Source organism: Streptomyces jeddahensis (assembly GCF_001642995.1).
Taxonomy (GTDB): Bacteria; Actinomycetota; Actinomycetes; order Streptomycetales; family Streptomycetaceae; genus Streptomyces; species Streptomyces jeddahensis.
In genome coordinates this window covers 140925-164593 of record NZ_LOHS01000061.1, presented here as the reverse complement: position 1 = coordinate 164593, position 23669 = coordinate 140925, and the positions used below count along the sequence as shown (strand labels likewise).

Annotated in this window: 18 protein-coding genes and 2 pseudogenes; 9 read left to right on the top strand and 11 right to left on the bottom strand. The window is 69.1% G+C overall.

Annotated elements, in window-relative coordinates; genetic code table 11:
• Positions 1 to 39 precede the first annotated feature (39 nt).
• The 4 genes from STSP_RS10490 to STSP_RS10475 all read right to left on the bottom strand — a co-directional run bounded on the left by STSP_RS10490 (position 40) and on the right by STSP_RS10475 (position 4409).
• The gene (locus tag STSP_RS10490) at positions 40 to 912 is read right to left on the bottom strand and encodes a carbohydrate ABC transporter permease (RefSeq protein WP_067275144.1); all 873 of its coding nucleotides are present in this window, start codon (positions 910 to 912) and stop codon (positions 40 to 42) included.
• Between the two features lies 1 nt (position 913).
• Complete coding sequence (locus STSP_RS10485) at positions 914 to 1840, bottom strand: carbohydrate ABC transporter permease (RefSeq protein ID WP_232789580.1); 927 nt, start codon at positions 1838 to 1840, stop codon at positions 914 to 916.
• Positions 1841 to 1925: 85 nt separating this feature from the next.
• Positions 1926 to 3230 (bottom strand): extracellular solute-binding protein, encoded by a 1305-nt coding sequence (locus STSP_RS10480; protein WP_067275141.1) that lies wholly within the window; start codon positions 3228 to 3230, stop codon positions 1926 to 1928.
• A 144-nt stretch (positions 3231 to 3374) separates the two neighbouring features.
• Positions 3375 to 4409, bottom strand: a complete 1035-nt coding sequence (locus STSP_RS10475; RefSeq protein WP_067275138.1) for a LacI family DNA-binding transcriptional regulator — start codon at positions 4407 to 4409, stop codon at positions 3375 to 3377.
• A gap of 264 nt (positions 4410 to 4673) precedes the next feature.
• Here STSP_RS10475 and STSP_RS10470 point away from each other — a divergent pair, with 264 nt between their 5' ends.
• Entirely contained in the window at positions 4674 to 7607 is a 2934-nt protein-coding gene (locus STSP_RS10470) for a GH32 C-terminal domain-containing protein (protein WP_157902806.1), read from the top strand.
• A gap of 174 nt (positions 7608 to 7781) precedes the next feature.
• Here the strand turns inward: STSP_RS10470 and STSP_RS10465 are convergent, their stop codons facing one another.
• Positions 7782 to 8228 (bottom strand): DUF6221 family protein, encoded by a 447-nt coding sequence (locus tag STSP_RS10465; RefSeq protein WP_078067044.1) that lies wholly within the window; start codon positions 8226 to 8228, stop codon positions 7782 to 7784.
• Positions 8225 to 8422, bottom strand: coding sequence for a hypothetical protein (locus STSP_RS10460; protein WP_067275133.1), 198 nt, complete (start codon positions 8420 to 8422; stop codon positions 8225 to 8227). Before STSP_RS10460 ends, STSP_RS10465 begins: the two co-directional genes overlap by 4 nt.
• 252 nt (positions 8423 to 8674) lie before the next feature.
• Between STSP_RS10460 and STSP_RS36845 the strand changes: the two are divergent.
• The 4 genes and pseudogenes from STSP_RS36845 to STSP_RS40095 all read left to right on the top strand — a co-directional run.
• Positions 8675 to 9006, top strand: a pseudogene (locus STSP_RS36845) (TetR/AcrR family transcriptional regulator); the annotation flags it as partial.
• Positions 9007 to 9150: 144 nt separating this feature from the next.
• Complete coding sequence (locus STSP_RS10455; RefSeq protein ID WP_067275129.1) at positions 9151 to 9816, top strand: maleylpyruvate isomerase family mycothiol-dependent enzyme; 666 nt, start codon at positions 9151 to 9153, stop codon at positions 9814 to 9816.
• A 166-nt stretch (positions 9817 to 9982) separates the two neighbouring features.
• Positions 9983 to 10111 carry a hypothetical protein gene (locus STSP_RS40755; protein ID WP_269801035.1) on the top strand — a complete coding sequence of 43 codons (129 nt, stop codon included), beginning with the start codon at positions 9983 to 9985 and terminating at the stop codon, positions 10109 to 10111.
• A gap of 30 nt (positions 10112 to 10141) precedes the next feature.
• Positions 10142 to 10429: a molybdopterin-dependent oxidoreductase gene (locus STSP_RS40095; RefSeq protein ID WP_067275120.1), complete on the top strand. Its 288-nt coding sequence runs from the start codon at positions 10142 to 10144 to the stop codon at positions 10427 to 10429.
• 72 nt (positions 10430 to 10501) lie between these two features.
• Here the strand turns inward: STSP_RS40095 and STSP_RS10445 are convergent, their stop codons facing one another.
• The 5 genes from STSP_RS10445 to STSP_RS10425 all read right to left on the bottom strand — a co-directional run bounded on the left by STSP_RS10445 (position 10502) and on the right by STSP_RS10425 (position 16592).
• On the bottom strand, positions 10502 to 12244 hold the full coding sequence (locus STSP_RS10445; RefSeq protein WP_067275118.1) for an amylo-alpha-1,6-glucosidase: 1743 nt from the start codon (positions 12242 to 12244) through the stop codon (positions 10502 to 10504).
• Between the two features lie 88 nt (positions 12245 to 12332).
• The gene (locus STSP_RS10440; protein WP_067275116.1) at positions 12333 to 13157 is read right to left on the bottom strand and encodes a carbohydrate ABC transporter permease; all 825 of its coding nucleotides are present in this window, start codon (positions 13155 to 13157) and stop codon (positions 12333 to 12335) included.
• A complete protein-coding gene (locus STSP_RS10435; protein WP_067275109.1) occupies positions 13154 to 14137 on the bottom strand; it encodes a carbohydrate ABC transporter permease in 984 nt (327 codons plus the stop codon). Before STSP_RS10435 ends, STSP_RS10440 begins: the two co-directional genes overlap by 4 nt.
• A gap of 21 nt (positions 14138 to 14158) precedes the next feature.
• Positions 14159 to 15406, bottom strand: coding sequence for a sugar ABC transporter substrate-binding protein (locus STSP_RS10430; RefSeq protein ID WP_067275105.1), 1248 nt, complete (start codon positions 15404 to 15406; stop codon positions 14159 to 14161).
• 121 nt (positions 15407 to 15527) lie between these two features.
• A complete protein-coding gene (locus tag STSP_RS10425; protein WP_067275103.1) occupies positions 15528 to 16592 on the bottom strand; it encodes a LacI family DNA-binding transcriptional regulator in 1065 nt (354 codons plus the stop codon).
• A gap of 530 nt (positions 16593 to 17122) precedes the next feature.
• Here STSP_RS10425 and STSP_RS10420 point away from each other — a divergent pair.
• From STSP_RS10420 to STSP_RS10405, 4 genes and pseudogenes are all read left to right on the top strand, one after another.
• A complete protein-coding gene (locus STSP_RS10420; RefSeq protein WP_078067043.1) occupies positions 17123 to 19105 on the top strand; it encodes a glycoside hydrolase family 31 protein in 1983 nt (660 codons plus the stop codon).
• Between the two features lie 282 nt (positions 19106 to 19387).
• Positions 19388 to 21832 (top strand): glycosyl hydrolase family 95 catalytic domain-containing protein, encoded by a 2445-nt coding sequence (locus tag STSP_RS10415; protein WP_078067042.1) that lies wholly within the window; start codon positions 19388 to 19390, stop codon positions 21830 to 21832.
• 19 nt (positions 21833 to 21851) lie between these two features.
• Positions 21852 to 22841, top strand: a pseudogene (locus STSP_RS10410) (glycoside hydrolase family 43 protein); the annotation flags it as partial.
• 169 nt (positions 22842 to 23010) lie between these two features.
• A complete protein-coding gene (locus tag STSP_RS10405; RefSeq protein ID WP_067275099.1) occupies positions 23011 to 23622 on the top strand; it encodes a dihydrofolate reductase family protein in 612 nt (203 codons plus the stop codon).
• Positions 23623 to 23669 lie beyond the last annotated feature (47 nt).

The following is a 23669-nucleotide window of genomic DNA, read 5'->3' as shown; positions in this document are numbered from 1 at the left end:
CGCAGGGGTCCTTTCGGTGTGGGGGTCGAGGGAGCGCGGTCAGCCCTTGACGCCGGTGGAGGCGATGCTGTTGACGAACGACCGTTGGAAGGCCACGAAAAGGGCCAGGATCGGCACGGTGATCATGGAGGAGTACGCCATGATCTGGCCCCAGCCCACGTTGAGCTGGAAGAAGTAGGAGATGCCCACCATGACCGGTCGCAGGTCCTCGCTCTGCACGACCATCAGCGGCCACAGGTAGGAGTTCCAGGCGGGCAGGAAGGTGAGGATGGCGACGGTGGCGACGGCCGGTCCGGACAGCGGCATGACGATGCGGCGGTAGATGGTGAACCAGCCGGCGCCGTCCACGATCGCCGCCTCGTCGAGTTCCTTGGGGATGCTCTGGAAGTACTGGTGGAAAAAGAAGACCGAGAAGGCGTTGGCGACGAACGGCAGGATCTGGACCTGGTAGGTGTCCATCCAGCCGGTGGTCCACTCGAGGTGGAAGCCGTTGACGCGGAGCAGCGGCAGTTGGTTGACCCACCACACGAGCGGCAGGGCGAAGGTCTCGAACGGGACGATGAGGGTGGCGATGACCGCGGTCAGGACGAGTTTCCGGCCGGGCCAGCGCATCCGTGACAGGGCGAAGGCGGCGAGGCTGTTGACGATGACGCCGAGCACCACGGTGATCGAGGAGATCAGCACGGAGTTCAGCAGGAATCGTGCCGCCGGGACACGCTCGAATACGCCGGTGTAGTTGTCCAGTGACAGGGCGCCGACCGGCAGGAAGGCGTGCAGGGATCCCAGGTCGCCGAAGATCTGGTCGTCCGGTTTGAACGACGAGACCAGCATGAAGACGAGCGGGAGTGCGAAGACCAGGGCAAGGATGACACGGCCGGTGTGACCGCCGAGGTTCTTCAGGAAGGAGGTCATGTCAGTCCTTCTCCCGGGTCAGGAAGCGCTGGACGAGGGACACGGCCAGCACGAGCACGAAGAAGACCAGCGAGATCGCCGCCGCGTACGCGGTCTGCTGCTGCTCGTAGCCGGTGCGCATCGCCTGGTAGACGACGGTGGTGGAGGAGTCGAGGGGGCCGCCCTCGGTCATGACATTGATCTGAGTGAAGAGGCCGAGCGCCTGGATGGTGATGGTGATCAGCACGAACGTGCGGGTGGCGCGCAGTCCGGGCCAGGTGACATGGCGGAAGCGGTGCCGGCGGGGGGCCCCGTCGAGGTCGGCGGCCTCGTACAGCTCGGCGGGGATGGTCTGCAGGCCGGCCAGCCAGATGATCATATGGAAGCCGACGCCCTGCCACACCGACATCAGGATGATGGCCGGCATGGCGGTGGCAGGGTCGCCCAGCCAGTCCCGGCCCTCGACGTGTCCGAAGGTGAGCGCCGAGAGCATGTGGTTGATCAAGCCGTCCTGCCGGTAGAGGAAGGTCCACAGGAGGGACACGACCACCATGGAGGTGACGACCGGCAGGAAGTAGACGGTGCGGAAGAAGTTGACGCCGCGCACCTTCGCGTTGACCAGCAGTGCCAGGACCAGCGCGAGACCGGCCTGGAGCGGGACGACGACGGCGGCGAAGTACGCCGTGTTGCGCAGGGACTTGAAGAAGACCGGGTCCTGGATGAGGCGGGTGAAGTTGTCCAGGCCCACGAAATGCGGCGGGGTGGGCGAGATGAGCCTTGCGTCGGTGAAGGACAAGGCGAAGGTCAGGGCGAGCGGTACGACGACGAAGACGATCAGCAGCACCACGGCCGGGGTGGCCATGCCGAGGGCGGTGAGGCTCTCACGGCGACGGGCGTGTGTCGTTCGCGTTCGCCGGACCGGACGCAGTCGCTCGAGGGCTGCGATCATGGTGGTCACGGTAGCTCCAGGGGTGCCGGTCCGGTCCGGGCGGCGCGGGAAGCGCGGTCGGGAGCCCGGACCGGACCGGGGTGGGTCAGCCGGCGTAGTAGTTGTTCGACTTCAGGTCGTTGTCGATGGCCTTCGCGGCCTGGCCGAGCGCGTTCTTGGGGTCGGCCCCGGCGATGATGTCCTGGGCCGCCTTCTGGAACTCGGTGGAGATGTACGGATAGGCCGGGGTGACCGGGCGCACGACCGCGTACTTGCGCGCGAACTGGACGAGTTCGTTGAACTTCCCGCCCGGCTGGTAGCCGTCGACCTGCTTGGCGGCGGCCTCGGTGCCCGGGATGGTGCCGGTGGCCTTCGCGTAGTCGACGAAGTACTTCGTCTGGCGGGAGAACTTCAGCCACGCCTGCGCGCCTGCCTTGTTGGAGCAGGTGGAACTCATGGCCCACTGCCAGGAGGCGCCGCCGATCTTGGGCCCGTCGCCGAAGTCGACCGGCGGGATGATGGCCAGGTCGTCGCCGAGCTTCTCGGCGTTCTTGGCCGCGTTCCAGCTGCCGTCCCACTGGATGGCGCTCTTGCCTGCCAGGAAGTCCTTGTTGGGGTCGGCTCCGGACTTCTTCGCCATGTAGCCCTTGGTCACCAGCGAGCGGAACCAGGTGGCCCACTCCACGGACTTCTTGCCGTCGAGGGTGCCGGAGGCGGTCTTGTAGCCGTCACGGTCGATCAGGTCGCCGCCGAAGCTCTGCAGCTGCGGGGAGAAGGCATACGGCCACCACTCGCCGCTGCCGCCCGTGCCCATCTCCAACGGGTACGCGAACTTCCCGCTCTTCTTCAGCTTGGCCAGCGCGGAATCGAACTCGGCCTTCGTCCAGGGCTTGTCCGTGGTCGGGATGCGGATGTCGTACGTGTTCAGCACCGACTTGCGGGCGAAGAAGGTCAGGGCGACGTCGTAGAAGCCGAACGCGTACAGCTTTCCCTTGTAGCGGCCGACGGTGCTGGCCAGCTGGTCGGACAGCGGCACCTCGCTGCCGGAGACGTCGATCGGGGACAGATAGCCGCCCCAGGCCCAGTTCGCCACGTTCGGGCCGTCCACGTCGAGCAGGCAGGGCAGCTTGCGGGCCGAGGCGGCTGCCACGACGGAGTTGTTGTAGTCGCTCTGCGGGAACGCCTGGAGTTTGACCTTGTATTTGCTCTGCGAGCCGTTGAAGTCCTTGATGATCTTCTTGACGACGTCGAGCTCGGCCGAGTTGCCGGCATTGTGCGTCCACAGGGTCAGCGTGTTGCCGCTGGCTCCGGACGTGCTGCCGCCGCTCCCGGTCGCGCATCCGGCGACCAGCGCGGTCGCCGCCGCGACGGCTACACTCGCACCGGCGAGGCGCCTGGTTCTGAACACCACGAGGTTCCTCCATCTCACTGAGACGGGTCTTGCCGGACCCGCCTTGGCGACCGGTTGCGACGGTCGCTGTTCTTGGTGGTCGTCCCGCCGCCCGGCGATCTTCACTGTTCGGGCGGCGGGACGACCGTTTCCGGGTGCCCGGTGTCAGCCCTGGGCGGGGGCGCCGATGGAGGCACGCTCCTGCAGCGGCATGGGCACACGGTGTACGCCTGCTTCGAGCGGCCCCTCGCCCAGGATCAACTCCACGGCACGGCGGCCGAGTTGGTAGTGCGGCAGTTTCAGGGTGGTGAGGGCCGGCCGCAGTACGGACGCGATGTCCTGATCGTCGAAGGAGACCACCGACACGTCGCCGGGCACCGACAGACCCGCCTCGCCGAGCGCCTGGTAGGCACCCATGGACACGCGGTCGGTCAGGCACACCAGCGCCCGGGGGCGGTGGCCCGCCGCAAGCAGTGCGGACACCTCGCGGTGGCCGTCCCGCGTGTCCCAGTCGCACTCGACGACACCGTCCAGGCGTGCGCCGCCCGCTCGCAGGACCTCCTCCAGGCCGCGCATGCGCTCGTTGCCGGCGATGATCCCCTCGGGCGTGGCCGGAACGGCCTGGTGGCCGCCGATCGCCCAGATGCCCTCGGTGTGGCCGGCCGCGAGCAGGGCACGGGCCGCGTCCCGGCCTGCCTCGAGCTCGTCCGGGACGACAGATGGCGCGTCGAAGCCGGGGGCCAGGCAGTTCAGCAGGACCACCCGGCGCCCGAACAGCTCCTTGGGCGGAGTGACGTACCGGGTGAACATGGACGCGTAGATCACCGCGTCGACCTGGCGGTCCAGCAGTGCGTGGACCAGCGACGACTCGGCTCCGCGATCCCCGCCGGCCTCCGTGATGAACAGCAGGTGGTCCCGCTCCCGCGCAGCCTCCAGCGCCCCGCGGATCACATCGCCCGCGAACGGTGTCGTGGTGATCCGGTCCGACACGAAACCGATGGTCTGCGTCGACTTCGTGCGCAGGCTGCGTGCCGTGACGTTCGGGCGGTAGCCCAGATCGCGAGCGGCGTCCAGGACGCGTTGGCGGGAGGCGTCGGAGATGCGCATGTCGGTGCGGCCGGACAGGGCGAACGACGCGGTCGTTGGCGAGACGCCCGCCTTGCGGGCGACATCGGCCATGGTCACACGACGTTCAGACATCAGTCGCTCAGCTCCGTTGTTAAATCGGATTAGCACGTTGCGATGAGAGTGATGCGCGCGTCGCCCGATGTCAACACTCCGGATATATCGAAGAAGAAACGGTGACCTTATGTGCCGTTTTACGAAGTTCATGGGTAACGCCGAGGTAAATCGGCCTGCGTTAGCTCTTGCGTTAGCAGGAGCGGCGCGCGAACGATGCCGAGCCACCGGTTAAACCGATTTGGCAGAGCGTCAGGCCTGCCGCACACCACCCAGGAGCCAGCCATGAGGAGAAGAACGGCCCTCACTGTCGTGTCTGCCGCCATAGGCGGCGCCGTCGTACCGCTCTCGTTCGCTCCCGCTCCCGCCGCCGCCAAGGAACGACGTGGCCCTCAAAGCCCCACCGCCCGCTGGGACTTCGACGAGCGCACCGGCACGGTCACCCGCGAGGCGGTTTCCGGGACCGCCGACCCCATCGGCTACGTCTTCACCGACGCCCGCTACAAGCCCGACAGCGACCCCGTGCGGCGCCGTGGCGTGAGCGGCCGGGCGCTGTACTTCGACGGCTACTCCACCGTCGTCACCGCCGAGGGCCCCGGCAGGCTCGACCCCGCCGGCGGCATCACCGTCGACGCGTGGATCGCCCCCTACGCCTACGAGCACGGCATCGACGGCAAGGCTCAGGCCCTGGTCAACCAGCACGACCCGGACGCGAAGACGGGATTCCTGCTCGGCCTGCGCCGCTTCGGACAGATCGTCTTCCAACTCGGCTTCGGCACCGACCTGATCGAGGTCAAGGGAGCCCTGGACCAGCCGGCCGCCAAGGGCAGATGGACACACGTGGCCGCCACCTACGACCCGGCCGCCCTGCAATTGCGGCTCTACCGCGACGGCCGGCTGATCGGCACCGCCGCCACCCCGGACATGGCCCCCGAACTGGCCTCCGCCGAGCCCCTGTTGATCGGGCGGCACAACCGGCCCACGCTGATCAACGGCGAGTTCCACGCCAACATGTACATGGGCCTGATGGACAGCCTCGTGATGCGCCCGGGCACCCTGGACGACACGACCGCGGAGCGAGAGTACGCCGAGCGGGTCGCGGCGCTGCCCGCCCGCCGCGTGCCCCGTCCGGACCTGACCCTCGACCGGGCCCGTTTCGACGGCGACCGGCACCGCCCCCAGTTCCACATGCTGCCGCCCTGGCACTGGATGAACGAGCCGCACGCGCCCGTGTACTTCAAGGGCAAGTACCACATCTTCTACCAGCATGATCCGCTGGGCCCCTACTGGGGCCAGATCCACTGGGGACACGCGGTCAGCACCGACATGGTGCACTGGCGCGACCTCCCCATCGCCCTCGCCCCCGCCGCGGACTCGGTCGCACCAGACGGCTGCTGGTCGGGCTCGGCCTGTGTCGACGGCGACCGGGGGCCGGTGCTCTTCTTCACCGGCGGTGACGACCGGCTCCCCTACCGGCAGCGCACCGGGATCGCCCTGTCGTCCTACCCGACCGACGGTGACACGGACCTCCCCACCTGGACGATGAGGTCCGAGCCGGTCACCGAAGCCCTGGCAGGGCTCCCGGCAGGCCCCGGCACCGCGTGGGCGGAGAACTTCCGCGACCCGTTCGTCTGGGAGGAGGACGGCGTCTGGTACCAGCTGGTCGGCAGCGGCATCGTCGACTACAACGGCACGCAGGTCACCCGCAAGCACGGCGGAACCGCACTCGTCTACACCGCACGCAGACCCGAGGGCCCGTGGACGTACCGCGGCCCGCTGTACTGGAACGACCTCACGAAGGTGCCCGAACCCGGAGAGATGTGGGAGCTGCCGGTCCTCCTCCCGCTCCCCGGCCCGGAGGGGAAGCGCACCGGCAAGCACATCCTGCTGGTCAGCCCATGGTGGGAGTCGTTCAACACGAACGCCGTCAAGCACACCTACTACTGGATCGGCACCTTCGACAAACGCGAGTGCCGCTTCGTGCCCGACCACGACAAGCCCCGCGAGTTCGACTTCGGCCAGCACTTCACAGGCCCGTCCGGCTTCGTCACGCCCGACGGCCGGTCCGTCCTCTTCAGCATCACCCAGGACCGCCGCAGCGAACAGCAGCACGCCCAGTCCGGCTGGGCGCACAACGCCGGCATGCCCGTCAGCGTCTCACTGCGCCAGGACGGCACCCTGGGAGTCGAACCGATCGCCGAGGCGAACGGCCTGCGGGGCAGCCGACTTGCCGAGATCCGCCAGACCTCGGTGCAGGAAGCCAACCGCAGACTCGCCGACGTCTCCGGCGACATGCTGGACATCGAGGCCGTCATCGAGCCCCACGACGCCACGACCATCACCCTGGCCGTCCGTGCCAGCGCCGACGGCAGCGAGCAGACCCTGCTCTCCTACGACACGACCGAGCGCCGTTTCTGGATCGACCGCGGCCGCTCCAGCCTCGACCCGGACGTTCGCAAGGGCGTCCACGGAGGAACCGTGGAGCTCGACGGCGGACGCCTGAAGCTGAGGGTCCTGCTCGACCGCTCGATGCTGGAGGCGTACGTCAACGGCACCAACAGCCTCACCAGCCGCGTCTACCCGACCAGGGAGGACGCCACCGGCCTGCGTCTGACCAGTGAGGGCGGCTCCGCCCGAGTCGTGTCCCTGGACGTCTGGCGCATGAACGGCGCCTACGACACGCCGGTCGCCCCCGCCGCGTACGACCCGCCCCGCCCGACGGACGTCGACGCCCTCCCCAACCACGACTTCGCCACCGGGGACCTCACCGGATGGACCGTCGTCTCGGGCACGACCTTCAGCGACGCCAATGTGACCACCCGCACCGACTGGGGCTGGGGCGGCCCCTTCAACCAGGCCGAGACCGGGGAGGACCCGGCCGGCCACCACCTGTGGGGATTCAACCCGGCAGCAGGTGGCGACGACGCCACCGGCGTTCTCCGCTCCGCCACCGTCACCCTCGGCGGAGACGGCGTCGTCGATCTGCTCGTGTCCGGCGGCAACGACCCCGACCGGCTCTACGCGGCCGTAGTCCGCGCCGGCGATGGCAAGGTCCTGGCCAAGACAACCGGCCGCGACGTCGAGCAATACCGCCGCGTCGTCTTCGACCTGTCCGCCCACATCGGTGAACGGATCTACGTCGAGGTCGTCGACCGGGCGACGGGCGGCTGGGGCCACATCAACGTGGACGACGTCAACGTTCCCGTCCGCCAGGAGTGACACCTGCCGCCGCAGCAGGAGTCGCGCCGCTTGATGCCGGGCCCCTGATCTGCGCACCTGGAGCCCTTCCGGAGCAGGGCCGGTCAGTGTCATCCGCTGCCGTCACCCGTATCGCCGACGGCGATGGGCGGACAACGACATCTGCCAACGGCGGGTTGTGACCGGGCGTTTCGGCTACGGCCGCCATTCCTCGCGGTAGTCGGAATGGTCGACGTAGGGCAGGGCGAGCAGGCGCAGCGTCGTGCATGCCTCACTCTCCATGACCCATGTGCAGTGGTCGATATCGCCGTTGCCGTCCAGGGTCGAGCACTCGTGCCCCTCGCTGAAGTTGTGCAGGCGGATCACCTGCCGCTTGGCTTCGACCTCGGCGAGGGTGCGAGCCGGGTCATGGCGGGCGATGTGGTCGATGATTCGGGGGCGCTCGGAGTCGACCACCCGCGGTTCGGAACGTGGCGCCTTCGGGTCGGGAGAGGAGCCGACGTGGTAGGGCCGGGCGCCACTGCCGATCTGTTGTGACCAGTACGGCCCTCCCGGTTTGGCCGCCTGCAACGCCGCGTGCTCATCCTCTGTCAACCGCGCCTGCAGGAACAGCACCAGATCCGGCACCAGGTCCGCAGTCACCGGGCGCTCCCACCACAGCACTCCGGGCACGGGGTCTGCCGGACGTGCCCCGCCTGTTCAGGGGTGAGCGGGATGACGGGCCGTAGCGTGTTGCCCTGCGCCTCGCTGCCGCGCACGCCGCGCTGGAAGGCCGGGCAGTCGACACCCGTGTGATAGCGGTCGCTGCCGCCGGTGGTGATGTAGCCAGCGCTCACGTGGTCTGCTCCTTCTTCGGCCGTCCGCCCCGGCGCGCGCGGAGCCCCACGAGCTCCCGCTCGGCCGCGGCGAGTTCGCCCTCCGCCCCATGTCACCCGGCTGATCCGCGGCCAGGAAGCGGAACAGCCTACCGGCTCCGTTGACCACACGTACGCCTCGGTGCGCTGGAAGCTGCGGCTTCCGGGCCGCACTGAAGCAGTCGCCCGCACCGAAACCGAACAGGCCTCGAGACCGCCTCGGCGTGGCTGGTCGTGCACAACGAACTACAATCAACGCCTCTTCGCCCGCGCCCCGGCGGACGCAGCGCCCGGGTCCAGGCTTCGGTGCACGCCCCGTTCGCGAACTGGCCTCCACGGTGGGTCGAGGCCTGACGGTGCCGCTTGTCGCCCAGCGCGCAGGCGTGGCCCTCGACGCTCTACCGCCGCTGGGGAGACCTGCAGGAGCTGCTGTCGGACGAAGCGGTCGAGCGTCTACGGCCCGGCACCGCGCCCAAGGACCACGGCGCCCCTCCTCCGACCTGACGGCCTGGGCCGCACAGTTCCTCGAAGAGATGGCCTCCCCACCGGCCGGGGGTGCGATCCGGGTTCGGGCGCCCTCAGAACAATTCACTCACGGGCGATGACTTTGCTCCGGGGCAAGGGTCTTCTCCTTGAACGCCCCTGCCGGACGAGCCTGTTCCGGCTCAGGTGAAACTCAGAGCACTACCCGTGACAGGAGAGGCTGCCGCATGACTGATCCCGAACTGACCGCAGACCGCAGCCGGAGGACTGCAGTCTGGCCCTTGATCCACGCTGAGCGAGCGGCGCTGGCGGCTGATCTCGCAGACCTCACCGACGAGCAGTGGGCAACACCGTCGCTCTGCACCGAATTGTCGGTGCGCGAGGTGCTGGCGCACCTCACCGCGGCCGCAAGCCTCAACGCCGTGCGCTGGATGGCGGGGGTGATCCGCTGTCGGTTCGACTTCGACAAGCAAGTGGCCATGAGGCTGGCCGAGCAGCTGGGCACAACCCCAGCCGAGACGCTGGAGAGATTCCGGCGCGTGGTCCCGAGCACGACCAAACCTCCCCTCCCTGCCATGGCCATGCTCGGCGAGACGATCGTGCACGGAGAAGACATCAGGCGCCCGCTGGGAATCCGCCACGAGTACCCGATCGAGGTGGTCACGTCCGTGGCCGAGTACTACCAGGGATCAGACCTCGTGGTCGTTGCCAAGGGGCGCATCGGCGGCCTGAGACTCGTCGCGAATGACGGCCCCTTCACTGCCGGTTCCGGTGAGCTTGTCTCCGGTGCCACCTTGGCTCTGGTGATGGCGATGACCGGACGCTCGACGTACTGCGACGACCTCGAAGGCGACGGCGTTGAGCTCCTCCGCAGACGCTGCGGAATGGCTTGATCGTGCTGAATGGCGGGACGCCGCCGCGTTGGAGTGCCCGGCACAAGCCCCGGCCTCGTTCCCAGCGAACGGTTCCCCTAGGTATGGGAAAGAGTTCTCCGCTTCTCTGCGGGCCCTCCTGCCGACCGCATGGCGAGGAAACTTATAGCCCGGGAAGGAATTGTCCGTGACGGCTGTACGAACCCCGAAATGGCGAACCGGCACTTCGTCGATCCGCACACGGTCGAACTGGGTCTGCTGCGTGTGGCACGGGGTCGTCTCCGCCATCGACGGCGGGCGCATCCTCAACGAGTAGACGGCGACCAGCCAGATCATCGGCGGCACCGTGGGCGGCATCAGCCAGGCGATGTTCGAGGAGACGGCCACCGACGACGTCACCGGGCGCATCGCCAACGCGACCTTCGGCGACTACCTGATGCCGGTGAACGCCGACGTTCCCGACATGGAGGTGCTGTTCGTCGGCGGTCCCGACCGCGCAACCGCGGTCGGAACGAAGGGTGTCGGCGAGATCGGTCTGGTCGGTCTCGCGGCCGCCATCGGCAACGCCGTCTTCCACGCCACCGGCCGCCGCGTCCGCTCCCTCCCCATCACCATCGACCGCCTCATGCTCTGAGATCCGATGAAGGGCAGGCTCAGCTGCATGCCTCGTCACCCGGGCCCTACGCACCCGGAGTGCGCCTGGGAATCAGTGGCCGCCTCGGCGTGCGTGTGCCTCGGCGAGGAGGAGGTAGCTGCTGGCGGTCCAGGTGTAGGCGCGGTCTCGCAGGCCCGTTCCGGTCAGGGCGTCGAAGTTCTCTGCGAAGCCGTGGGTCTCGCACAGGGCGCGGAAGCGGGCGCTGATCTCGTCCGCCAGCCGGTGGTGTCCGCTGCGGCGCAGCCCGTCCTCGATGAGGACCGTGGCGGGGGCCCATATCGGGCCGCGCCAGTAGCCGTCGGAGAGGTAGTGCGGCGAGGTCGGCAGCTCGGTGGCCAGGCCGTGCGGAGTCAGGTGGGCCTCGATGCGGCCGGCCAGCACGCCGCTGACGTCGTCCGGCAGATGCTCGCCCAGCACGATGGGCATCAGGTCGAGGAGGCTGGAACTCTGCCAGGTGTCGCCGCTGTCGGCTCCCCGGGTGACGAACCGGTCACCGGTCCAGAGCTGGTCGAGCATCGCCGCCTGGGTCGCCTCGGCGGCTCGCGTCCACCGGCGGGCCTCATCCGGTCTGTTCAAGTAGGTTGCGAGATGGGCGAGTTCATGAAGCTGGAGAGTCAGGAAGGCGGCCAGGTCCGCGGTGACGACCATGCGTTCGGGGTCGAAGGTGGTCGCGTTGTCCCAGCCGCTGTCGTTGCCGTGCTGGTAGTGGGGCAGGGCGGCCCCGGGGGCGCGCCGGGCGGTGAGCCAGAAGTCCGTCCAGCGTTCCAGTCTGTAGTACGTCTCGGCCAGCTCGGCGCGGCTGGGAGGCGTCGGCAGCCGGCGGCGCAGTCGGCCGAAGGCCCAGCCGTGGATGGGCGGTTTGACGAAGTTGTGCAGGACCTCGGAGTGGGTGACCGAGTCGGGCAGCGCCCCGGTCTCGTCCTGGTGGTCGAAGGGCAGGTGGAACTGGTCCCAGGCCAGTTCGGCGCAGCCGGGGGCCAGGGCCAGGGCATTGAAGCAGTGGTCCCAGCTCCAGACCTTGTCCATCCAGTGCTTGGACATGAGTACGGCGGGACGCGTGACCAGGCCCGTCGGCCGTACGGTCGCCGACCACACGACGTAGGCGGCGAGTTCAGCGGCCGGGGTGCCGGACGAGCGCCAGGGGGCCACCGTGTCGGCGAAGTCCGCGAAGGAGTTCCGGGCGGCCTCGACGACCTTGCCGAAGGGCGCCGTCGGCGCGTACGGCGCGCGGGCGGTGTCGAGTTCCTCGACCGCGATCTCCCAGGGTCCGTCCACGTCCGTGCCGGCAGCGAGGGTCAGGCCGCGGTCGCCGCTGCCCAGCGCCTGGCTTCCGAACGTGTCGGCCACCGTGCCGGAGAGCAGGGTGACGCGGTAACGGCGTCCGGTCTCGTACGACGTGAACACGTACGCGTCGGCGGCCGCATCGCGGAAGAAGTACGTGCCGCTGAACGGGGTCAGCGTCCGGGCCGCCGCGGAGACGCGCAGGGCCAGGCCCGTACCGCGCAGGCGTACGGTGTCCGGCGACTCGTAGGCGAGATCCACGCGGCCCGCCGCGCTGATCCAGCTCAGCAGGCCCGGTGTCGCCTCCACGCGGGTCTCGGCCCGCTCCCCCGTCGCGGTGTCGAGCGGCACCAAGCGCAGGACGGCGTGCATGCCGTTCTGGTGCGAGACGAGGTGGAGGTCCTCGGCATGGGTCTTCTCCGCCACCACGGGCGAGATGCCGAACCAGGACCCGTACGTGCTGAACGGGATGTCGTGGACGGAGAAGGCCGGGCCGGATCGGTCGGCGGTCATGAAGCGTCACTCGTTTCTCGGGCGGGGGTGGCGGGCCGTCCGGCGTACGGACGGTGGGGCCGTGGCGAGGTGGAAGAGGAGGTCATGGTCAGTCCTTGACCGCACCGGCGGTCACGCCGGCGGCGACGTAGCGCTGGGCGAGGACGAGGATCGCCGCGGCGGGCAGCGAGGCCACGACGGCGGTGGCCATGATGGCGTTCCACTCCTGGTTGTTGTTGCCGATGTAGTGGTAGATGCCGAGGGTGATCGGCTCGTGGGCGCCGCCGTTAACGAGGGTGCTGGCGAAGACGAAGTCGGACCAGGACCACAGGAACGCGAACAACGAGACCGTAATGACGGCGTTGCGGCTCATCGGCAGGACGATGGACCAGAAGGTGCGCAACGGCCCGGCGCCGTCCGTCTTCGCGGCCTGGAGGAGTTCGCCGGGGATGCCGGACATGAACGCGGTGAAGATGAGCACCGCGAACGGGACGGCCAGGGTGGAGTCGGCGACGATGAGGCCGGGGACGGACTGGAGCAGGCCGAGTTGGAGGTAGATGGCGTAGAAGCCCATCGCCATGATGATGCCGGGGATCATCTGGGCGGCCAGCAGCGCGAAGTTGAGGATGCCGCCGCCGCGCGGGCGCAGTTTGGCCAGCGCGTATCCGGCGGGGGCGGACAGGGCCACGGTCAGCGCGACGGTGCCCAGGCCGATGACGAGGCTGGTGCCGAGGTAGGGCAGCTGCTCGTCGAGGACCGTGCGGTAGCCCTCCAGCGTGCCGTGGGCGGGGAACAGGTCCGGTGGGCTCTTGCGCATGTCCTGGTCGCGGGTCAGGGACACGTTGAGCATCCAGTAGACCGGGAAGAGCATGATCCCGGTCAGCAGGAGGCCGACGGCCGTCTTTCCCCACGTGCGCTTACCGCTTCGGCTCATGACGACGCCTGCTTTCGCTGGACCCGGACGTAGATGAGGCCGAAGACGAGGGCTGCGACGACGAGCAGGTTGCCGACGGCCGCGCCCGGGCCGAAGGCGGGCAGGAGATTGCCGAAGCCGAGCTGGTAGGACCAGGTGGCGAAGGTGGTGGACGAATCCGCCGGGCCGCCCTTGGTCGTGATCCAGATGATGTCGAAGACCTTGAGCGTGTAGACCAGGCCCAGCAGCAGAGTGATCGCGGACACCGGGCGCAGCAGCGGGAAGGTGACGCGCCGGAAGCGCTGCCAGGCATTCGCCCCGTCGAGGGCCGCCGCCTCGTACAGGCTCGCGGGGATGGACTGCAGGCCGCTGTAGAGCAGGACCAGGTTGAACGGGACGCCGATCCAGATGTTGGCGATGATCACGGAGGTCAGCGACCAGGACGGCGAGGTCAGCCAGTTCACCGGGTCGATGCCGACGGTGTGCAGGGCGGCGTTGACGATGCCGGAGTCGCTGTTGAGCATCCACGACCAGGTGGAGGCCGACACGATCAGCGGCAGCAGCCAGGGCACCAGGAACAGGGCCCGCAGCGTGGCGGAGAGCCGGAAGTGCTGGTTGAAGAAGACCGCGAGGGCCAGGCCGATGGCGTACTGGAAGACCAGGCACACGGCGGTGAACACCACGGTGTGGAGCAGGGCCGGGGCGAAGGTCGGGTCGTCGAAGACGGTGCGGTAGTTGGCGAGGCCGGTGAAGGGCGCGTCGCCCTGGACGAAGGAGCGGACGGTGTAGTTGCGCAGGCTCAGGTCGATGTTGCGGTAGAGCGGATAGGCGTAGAAGAGGACGAGGTAGAGGGTCACCGGGGCGAGGAAGGCCCAGGCGGCCCACTGCTGGGAGGTCGGACGGCGCCGTGCTCGCGCGTGGGCCGGGGGCGGGGCGGCGGTGGCCGCCCCGTTCCTGGCGCACACGGACCGGCGGTCCGGCAGCTGTGTCGTGTGGTTCATCTGCGGACCGGAAATCCCTGGCTACTTGACGGCGGACTGAGCCTTGGCCAGCGCTTCCTCGGGCGACTCGGCGCCGCTGAGGGCCGACTGGACGGCCTTCCACATCTGCTCGGAGATCTTGGGGTACGTGGTGCCCAGGTCGTCACTGGTGCGCCCCTTGGCCGACTTGACCGCGTCGATCCACGGCTTCAGTTCGGCGTTCGCCGCCACCTGCTTGTCCTGGACCTCGCTGGTGGGGGCCACATAGGACAGGGTGGTGTCGGTGTCGTAGAGGTTGTCGGTGCTGGTCAGGCAGGTCGCCAGCTTCTGGGATGTGGCGTAGCGGCCGGTGTCGTCCTGGACCGGGATGGTGACGAACTCGCCGCCGGTCGGGGCCGCTGCGTTGCCTCCGCCGGCGCCGGGGATGGGCAGGACGCCGTACTCGAATCCGACTTTCTCGGCATTGGCGAGCTGCCAGGTGCCGTTCTCGCTGAACGCGTAGTCGCCGCTGGCGAACTCCTGCCAGCTGGTCGTCTGGGTGTTGTTGAGCACCGAGTTCGGGGCGTAGCCCTGCTTCAGCCAGTCCTTCCACAGCGACAGCGCGGACACGGCCTGGGCGGAGTCGAGTTCGGTCAGCTTGGCGCCAGCGCCCCAGAACCACGGCAGGAACTGGAAGCTGCCCTCCTCCGTGCCGATCGCCGAGAACGTGATGCCCTTCTTGCCCGCCTTCTTGACCTTCGCCAGCGCCGCCGTCAGCGACTTCCAGTCCTTGACCGAGGCGATGTCCACCCCGGCCTCCTTCAGCACCTCCTTGTTGTAGTAGAGGGCGAGGGTGTTGGCGCCGATCGGCGTGCCGTACGTCTTCCCGCCCGACTGGCCGGCCGCGAGCAGGTTGGGGTCCACCTTCGAGGTGTCCAGTTTGTTGTCGTCGGTGGTGGTGAGCACGCCCGCCTCGGCCAGGGTCGATACCACCGGGTTGTCCACGATGAGGACGTCCGGGGAGTTGCCCTGTTGCGCCGCCAGGAGCGTCTTGTTGGCCAGGTCGCTGGTGTCGAAGCCGGTCCGCTCGATCTTCACGCCGGCCTGGCTGCCGCACTTGTCCAGCAGCTTCGTCCAGGCTGAGCCCTTGTCGAACTGCGGGTACGGGTCCCAGATGGTGTACGTGCCGCTGCCGGCGCCCTTGGCGTCGGTGCTGCCCGAGCCGGAGGAACAGGCTGTGGCACTGGCGGCCACAGCCAGGGCGGTCAGGGCTGCGGCGGTCAGACGGCGCTGTCTGGCGGAGCTGTTCATCGCGGGTTCCTTTGGTCTTGACATGTGGGTGCCGAGGACAAGGGGTTGCTGGAAGCGGGCACGCCGAACGGCACTGATGTGAGGTGGCAGCGATCAGCGAGGTGAAGAAGGAGGACGGGAGTTACCCGTGTCGTGCGGTCAGGGCGGCCGTATTCGACCCGGCGTCCGCGGTGGGCGTGGCTCCCGCGGGGCCGGTGCTGGCCCGCAGGGAGATCGGCGGCGCGAGGAGATGGTGCCGGGGCGGCGCATCGGGATGGTCGAGCCGCTCCACCAGCAGGTCGACGGCGCGCCGGCCCATCTCCTCTGCCGGTACGTCCGCCGCGGTGAGCTGCGGGGTCACCGTCTCCGCCCAGCGGCTGGCCACGACCCCGGTGACGGAGAAGTCGCGCGGCACATGGCGGCCCGCCTGGGCGAGCCCCCGGTAGAGGCCGCCCAGCGCGGCCTCGTTCAGCGTGACCAGGGCCGTGGTCGCCGGGTCGTCGTGCAGGATCCGTTCCACGCAGGCCTGGCCCGAGGCGGCATCGTCCCCGCAGCAGTACGTCCTCACCGTCAGCCCGCGCTCGGCCGCGGCCTTGGTGAAGCCGTCCAGGCCGCGGTGCGCGGATTCGTAACCGGCCCGCAGCAGCTGCTCGGGCCGGTTGACGAAGGCGACCCGGCGGTGGCCGAGATCCGCCAGGTGGTGGACGCACGCCGCCGCCAGCGCTGTGTGGTCCAGGCCGACCCACCAGCCGCCCTCCGGACGGGCGGTACGGCCGATGGCGACGGAGGGGAAGTCCAGGGCGGCCAGATGGTCCACCCGGTCGTCCTCCAGCCTGATCTCCATCAGGATCGCGCCGTCGACCCGCCGCTCGCCCAGCAGCCGCTGGAACGAGCGGTCGCTGTCCACGCCGCTCGGTGACAGCAGCACGTCGTAGTCGTAGGCCGCGGCGGCCTCCACCACGCTGCCGATGAAGTCGAGTTGCATCCCCGTGTAGTGGTTCCCGGCCGGCGGAAAGACCAGGCCGAGGGTGCTGGTCCGCCCGTTGGCCAGGGCGCGGGCACTGGCGCTGGGTCGGTAGCCCAGCTCGTCCACGACCTGCTGGATCTTCCGGCGCGTCTCCTCCGACACCGGGCGCTTGCCGCTGAGCGCGTAGGACACGGTGCTCCGCGAGACACCGGCTCGCCGGGCGATCTCACCGATGTTCACGGGGACTCCTTTGGTCGAACCGGTTCGACATCGCGGACGAGGGAGCGCCCGCCGGTCGTGACGGTACGGCGTGCCGGTATGGATGGGACGAGGAGCGATGACCGGCCGTCGAACCGGTTCGCGTGAAGCGAAGGTAGGAACAGCCCGGGGGCCTGTCAACACCCCGGGCCGCATTTCCGTATTCCCGGTCAGGGGCGGGTAGATCCTCGCACCGAAGGGATTGCTGGTCGGGTTTCCCGGTGCTAGCTTGCCGAACCGGTTCGACGCAGCGCTCCTCGTCCGGCAACCGTAGGACCCGTCCCCGCACAGCCCTCGAAGCGCGGGGCCGCCACCCCCGCTACCCCGAATACCCAGCTCGACAAGCTGGGGTTGAAGCGCTTCCTGCAGATCTACCAGCAGGCCTACGACAAGACGCACTGAATCCGGGGTGGCCCGTGCCGTCGAGCGCCGCAGACGGTACCGGCCATCGTGGCCACGTCGCCCGCACGCATGCAGGTGTCTGGGCCCTTGAGAAGAACAGAGGAACTGCCTTGCCCTACAGCATCCGCGCGGGTGGTCTGGAACGCCACACCGCCGAGGAGATCCTGCGCATCGAGCCCTGGGGGCCGCATGCCGTCCGGGTGCAGGCGGCGGCCGGGACTATAGATCCCGCCGCTCCCGGCGCGCTGGAAAGCCCCTCCCCGTCGCCGCACGCCGAACTGTCCGTATCGGACGACGGCTGTGCCCGCCTGGTCAACGGCCACCTCGCCGTCGAGGCCGCAGCGGACGGCCGGCTGAGGTTCCTGCATGCCGCCTCGGGCCGCGAACTCCTCGCCGACAAGACCCCCTACACCCACCATGCCGGGCCTCGCGTCCATGCGGCGGGCGGCCGTACGGAACAGCACTTCGAGGCCTACGACGGTGAACGGCTGCACGGCCTGGGTCAGCATCTGCACGGACGCCTGGACCAGAAGGGCTGTGTGATCGACCTCGTCCAGGGCAACACCGTGGCCGCCATCCCCTTCCTGCACTCCTCGCGCGGCTACGGACTGCTGTGGAACAACCCCGCCACAGGCCGCGTCGAACTGGGCGCCGACACCACCCGGTGGACCGCCGACGCGGGCGGGCGCATCGACTACTGGATCACCGCCGGCGACACTCCCGCCCAGATCCTGGACGCGTACACCCAGGCCACCGGACGCCCGCCCCTCCTCCCCGAGTGGGCGTCCGGTTTCTGGCAGTCGAAGCTGCGCTACCGCACCCAGGACGAACTCCTCAGCGTGGCACGGCAGTACAAGGAGCGTGGACTGCCGCTGTCCGTCATCGTCTGCGACTTCTTCCACTGGCCGAGGATGGGCGACTGGCGTTTCGAGGAGAGTGAGTGGCCCGATCCGGCCGCCATGGTCAAGGAGCTGACATACCTCGGGGTGAAGCTGGCCGTCTCGGTGTGGCCGACCGTCGAGCCCGGCAGCGACACCTACGACGAACTACGCTCGGCCGGACACCTCGTCCGGGACACCGACGGCGGTCTGCTCACCTTCCCGTGGCCGTCCCGGCACGGCGGGGATGCGCTGACACGCCCGATGGCGTACTACGACGCCACCCACCCCGGAGCACGCGCCGCGCTGTGGCAGCGGCTGAACGACAACTACCGAGCGGTGGGCGTGGGTTGCTTCTGGCTGGATGCCTGCGAACCCGACCTGACTCGGGAGGTCGCCGACCGCGCCGTCTACGCGGTCGGGCCGGCCGCCGAGGTCGCGAACCTCTACCCCGTGCTGCACACCCGTGTGGTCGCCGAGGGCCTGCGCGCCGCCGGCGAGGACCGGCCGCTTTCCCTGGTCCGGTCCGCGTGGGCGGGCAGCCAGCGGTACGGGGCCCTGCTGTGGTCCGGCGACATCCCCACCACCTTCGACTCCCTCGCCCGCCAGATCAGGGCCGGGCTGAACGTCGCGATGAGCGGCATCCCCTGGTGGAACACCGACATCGGCGGCTTCGGCGGCGGCGACCCGGACGACCCCGCCTACCGCGAGCTGCTGATCCGGTGGTTCCAGTACGGCACCTTCAGCCCCGTCATGCGCCTCCACGGCGACCGGAAGCCCAACCACCCCACATTCTCCGCGGACATGACCGGCGGGCCGAACGAGGCCTGGTCCTACGGAGAAGAGGCATACGGCATCCTCCGAGACCACCTGCTGCTGCGCGAGCGCCTGCGCCCCTACCTGACGCGGCTGTCCGAGGACGCCCACCGCACCGGCGCCCCGCCGATGCGCCCGCTGTTCTTCGACTTCCCCGAAGACGAACGCTCCTGGGACGTGGACGACCAATTCCTGCTCGGGCCCGATGTGCTCGTGGCGCCCGTGTACGAGGCGGGCGCGCGAACCCGCCCGGTGTACCTGCCGTCCGGCGCGCGCTGGCTCGATCCGGCCACCCGGTGCGTGTGGGAGGGCGGCACGACGCTGGACGCGGACGCCCCACTGGAGCGCATCCCCGTCTTCGTACGCGAAGGGGCCGACGTCGCGGCTTTGCTCGGCTGACCTCCTTTGGACGTGGGCGTGCTGCGGTGCGTCGCCGCGGCCACCCCAAGACTCCGGAATCAGGCCCAGGTCACAGCCGTGACACGGCCGAGACGACCCACGCGGCGCCTTCGGCCACCTGATCGCCGCGAGCGGCATCCCGTCGCCACCTTCGCCCGCACGGCGACGCAGCACCTCACCCTCACCGCAGATCACCGACAGGGTACGGTCGGCAGGCGGCGGCGCCCGTCAGCCGCCCCCTGCCGACCTGTGACTCTCCACCGCACCAAGGACAGGAAAGTGATGCACTCCGCACACCCCTCGGGGGGCGACACGACCGCGCTCACGCCGGCTCAGGTCGCGCTGCCCGACCGGGGGATACATGACACCACCCCCGCCCAGTCGTGGACCGACGGCTTCGTCACCGGCAACGGCGAGTACGGGGCCGTGGTGTACGGCGACCCGGCGCTGGAAAAGATCGTCCTCAACCATCACCGCCTGGTCCTGCCGAACGGCACCCGCGACCTCACCCCGCCCGTGCTCGCCGATCGGCTGGAGGCCGTCCGGGACAAGGCGCTGGCCGGGGACTACGCCGGAGCGAGCCAGGACTTCGCGGCCGGGTGGGAGCTGCGCTGGACCCAGACGTACCACCCCGCATACGAGCTCCGAATCGCCACCACGGACGGCCACGTCACCGACCGGTACGACCGGTACATGCGGGTCACCGATTTCCGCACGGGCGAGGTCACCTCCGCCTGGACGGACGTGCACGGCACCTGGTCCCGCCGGATCTTCGTCTCCCGTGCCGACCGTGTCATCGTCCACGAACTGGTCCCGGCCCCGGGCCGTACCGCCGATGTCACCCTGAGCGTGCACACCGCGCTCGACGACACACCGACCGTCCACGGCGGGCCCGACGCCCCGCACGCCGGGATGCGCTTCACCACCGTGGCGGAGGCCGGTGAGGGCACCGGGTGGCTGAACCTGCGCGGCACCTACCCGGAAGGCATGGGCGCGTACGGCTACGAGGGCGTCACCCGTGTGGTGCCCACCGGCGGCACGGTCGCGGTCAGCGGCTCGACCGTCGTGGTCACGGGGGCGGCCAGGCTCACACTCCTGACCCGACTGGACCGCTACGAGACCCCGCCTGCCTGGGATGCCCGGCACCTGCACACCGGGCTGGCCGCCCTGGAAGGCGACTACGAGGCGCTGCTCCGCCGGCACACCGAGATCCACTCGGAACTGTACGACCGCTCCCGCCTCGTCATGAACGTCCCCGAGGCCGACCGCCAGCTGTCGGCCACGGAGCTGATCGCACGCCAGAAGGCCGACCGCACGGTCATCGACCCTGCCCTCCTGGAGCGGCTCTACGACTCCGGCCGCTACCTCTTCCTCAGCTCCAGCGGTGTTCTGCCGCCCCGCCTGACCGGTATCTGGACGGGGGCGTGGACCGCCGCCTGGGCCGGTGACTTCACCACCGACGCCAACGTCAACCTCCAGGTGGCCGGCGGCACCATCCTCGACATGACAGAAGCCATGCAGGGCTACTTCGACCTGGTCCTGGGTCAGCTTGACCACTGGCGGACCAATGCCAGGAACCTCTACGGCGCCCGTGGCTTCCTCGCCCCCTCACGTACGGACGGCGAGTACGGCCACATGCTCCACTTCAACGGCGGTGACTTCCCCGGCCACTGCTGGACCGGCGGCGCCGACTGGCTGCTCCACCCACTCCTGGAGTACTACGAGGTCACCGGGGACCAGGCCTTCCTACGGGACAGGCTCGGTCCCGCGCTGATGGAACTGGCCCTGTTCTACGAGGACTTCCTCACCCGCAGCGACGCGAACGGCAAGGTGGTCTTCGTGCCGTCGTTCTCCATGGAGAACACCCCCGGCAACACAGGCGAGCACCTGTCCGTCAACGCCACCGGCGACATCATGGCCGGCCGACACGCCCTCCAGGCCGCCATCGGCGCCGCCAACACCCTCGGCGTCGAACAGGGCAACGGCGAGGGCGTCGAACGCTGGACGGCCCTGCTCGACAAGATCCCCGACTACCGGATCAACGAGGACGGCGCGCTCGCCGAATGGTCCTGGCCCCGTCTGACCGACCACTACGACCACCGCCACATCCAGCACCTCTACGCTGCCTGGCCCCTGCACGAGATCAACCCGGAGGAACGGCCCGACCTCGTGCCCCCAGCGCTCAACGCGCTCGAGCTGCGCGGAGACCAGAACCTCTCCGCACACGGCAGCCTCCATCGCGCCCTGGCAGCAGCCCGGCTCAAGGACGGCGCCAAGGTGTACGACAACCTCCGGAAGATCATCGGCAGTGACATGCTCTTCCGGTCGCTCATGACCTCCCACAACCCCGGCCGGGACATCTACAACGCGGACGCTGCGCACGCACTGCCCGCCGTGCTGGCCGAGGCGCTGCTCTACTCCCGGCCCGGCGTTCTGGAACTCCTTCCCGCGCTGCCCGAGCAGTGGGGCAAGGGCACGATCACCGGCATCCGGGGCCGGGGCGGAATCCGTGTGCACAGCCTGGACTGGGATCTGTCCGGCCATACCGCGACCGTGACCGTCACCTCGGACACGACGCAGGAGGTCACGCTGATCAGCCGCCGCGGCATCGCCTCCGTCACCACGACCGCTCGTACCCGTCCCTGCGCGCTGGGCCCGCACGCCAGGAAGGTCGCCCTGGACGCCGGACACCGGACACGGATCACGATCTCCCTGCCACCCGCCTGACGCGCATTGCCGCACTGATACAGGAGCACCCACCGTGAATCGACCGAAACCGGTCTACGTCGGATACCTGCTCGTCTACTTCGTCGGCAACCCCTCCGCCGACGACGAACGGATCCGGATGGCCCTCAGCCGGGGCAACGATCCGTTGCACTACCGGGAACTGAACGCCGGACAGCCTGTCCTGACCTCCAGCGTCGGCACCAAGGGCCTCCGCGACCCGTTCCTGATCCGTGCCCCGGAGGGCGACAGGTTCCACCTGATCGCCACGGATCTGCGGACGTCGGGCGGCACCGATGAGCAGGTGGTGTACACCTGGGACAGCGCGCAGCGCACGGGCAGCAACTCGATCGTGGTGTGGGACTCCACGGACCTGGTCAACTGGACCCGCCAGCGCCTGGTCAAGGTATCCCCGGACACCGCCGGCAACACCTGGGCGCCGAAGGCCTGCTACGCCGACGAGCTCGGCACCTATGTCGTCTTCTGGGCCTCGAAGCTCTACGCGGAGGACGACCTCGACCACACGGGCACGACGTACAACAAGATGCTGTACGCCACCACCACGGACTTCCGTACCTTCAGCGAGCCCAGGGTCTGGCACGATCCGGGCCACGCGGTCATCGACTCGGCCGTCATCAAGCACAACGGTGTGTACTACCGCTACACGAAGGACGAGCGGGACCAAACATCCTCCTTGCCGGGCGCGAAGTTCATCACCGCCGAGAAGTCCCGCGAACTGACCTCCACCTCGTACGACTTCGTGGCCGACCGCATCGGCAAGGGGGACATCAGCCAGGGTGAGGGCCCGGCCGTGTTCAAGTCGAACACCGAGGAGAAGTGGTACATGTTCATCGACGAATTCGGGGGGCGCAACTACGTCCCGTTCGAGACCACCGATCTCGACTCCGGGAAGTGGACTCCGTCGAAGGAGTACCAGCTGCCCCCGGAAGCCAAGCACGGCTCCGTCATTCCCGTCACCCAGGCAGAGTACGACCGACTGCTGAGCACCTACGGCGGCTGACGGCCTTCAACCCCACGCGGGCCCGCGCAGGCTGCCACGATCAGCAGCGTTCGGACCGATGAGTTTCTGCGCCCCACGGCGTCTGAGGAGTGGGTACGGTGGCGTCTTCCCGCCGAAGCGGCTGAATCGGCCATCCAGGTCGAAGAGAGAGTGGTGCGTGATGAAGCTCGTTGTGCAGGAGTTCCTGACGCTTGACGGTGTCTCCCAGGGGCCGGGGTCCCCGGACGAGGACACCAGCGACGGGTTCACGCGCGGTGGCTGGTTCGTGCCGCACCTGGACGAGGAGTTCGACCGGCTGGCCGGCACCTGGCTCGGCGAAGCGGACGCGTTCCTGTTCGGCCGCCGTACCTACCAGAACTTCGCGCGGGACTGGCCGAAGATGACCGACCACCCCTACGCCCGCATCCTCAACGGCCTGCCGAAGTACGTGGCCTCCCACAGCCTGACCAAGGCCGAGTGGAACCCGACCACGATCCTGTCCGGCGACATCCCCGCCCAAGTCGCCGAACTGAAGCGGCAGCCCGGCCGGGAACTGCAGATCCACGGCAGCGCCCGGCTGGCCCAGTCCCTGCTGGCTGCCGGGCTGATCGACACGTTGCGGCTCGTGATCGCCCCGGTCGTGGTGGGCCAGGGCCGACGCCTGTTCCCGGACGGCGGCGCACCGGCCGGCCTGCGGCTCGTCAGCCATCAGACGACACCGGGCGGCCTGTCCGTGCACACCTTCGAATGGACGGGGCTTCCGGAGTACGGGACCTACGGGGCCGACGCGTAGCCTCCTGATGCCGGACCGGCACCGACGGAAGTGAGCGCCGGTCGAAC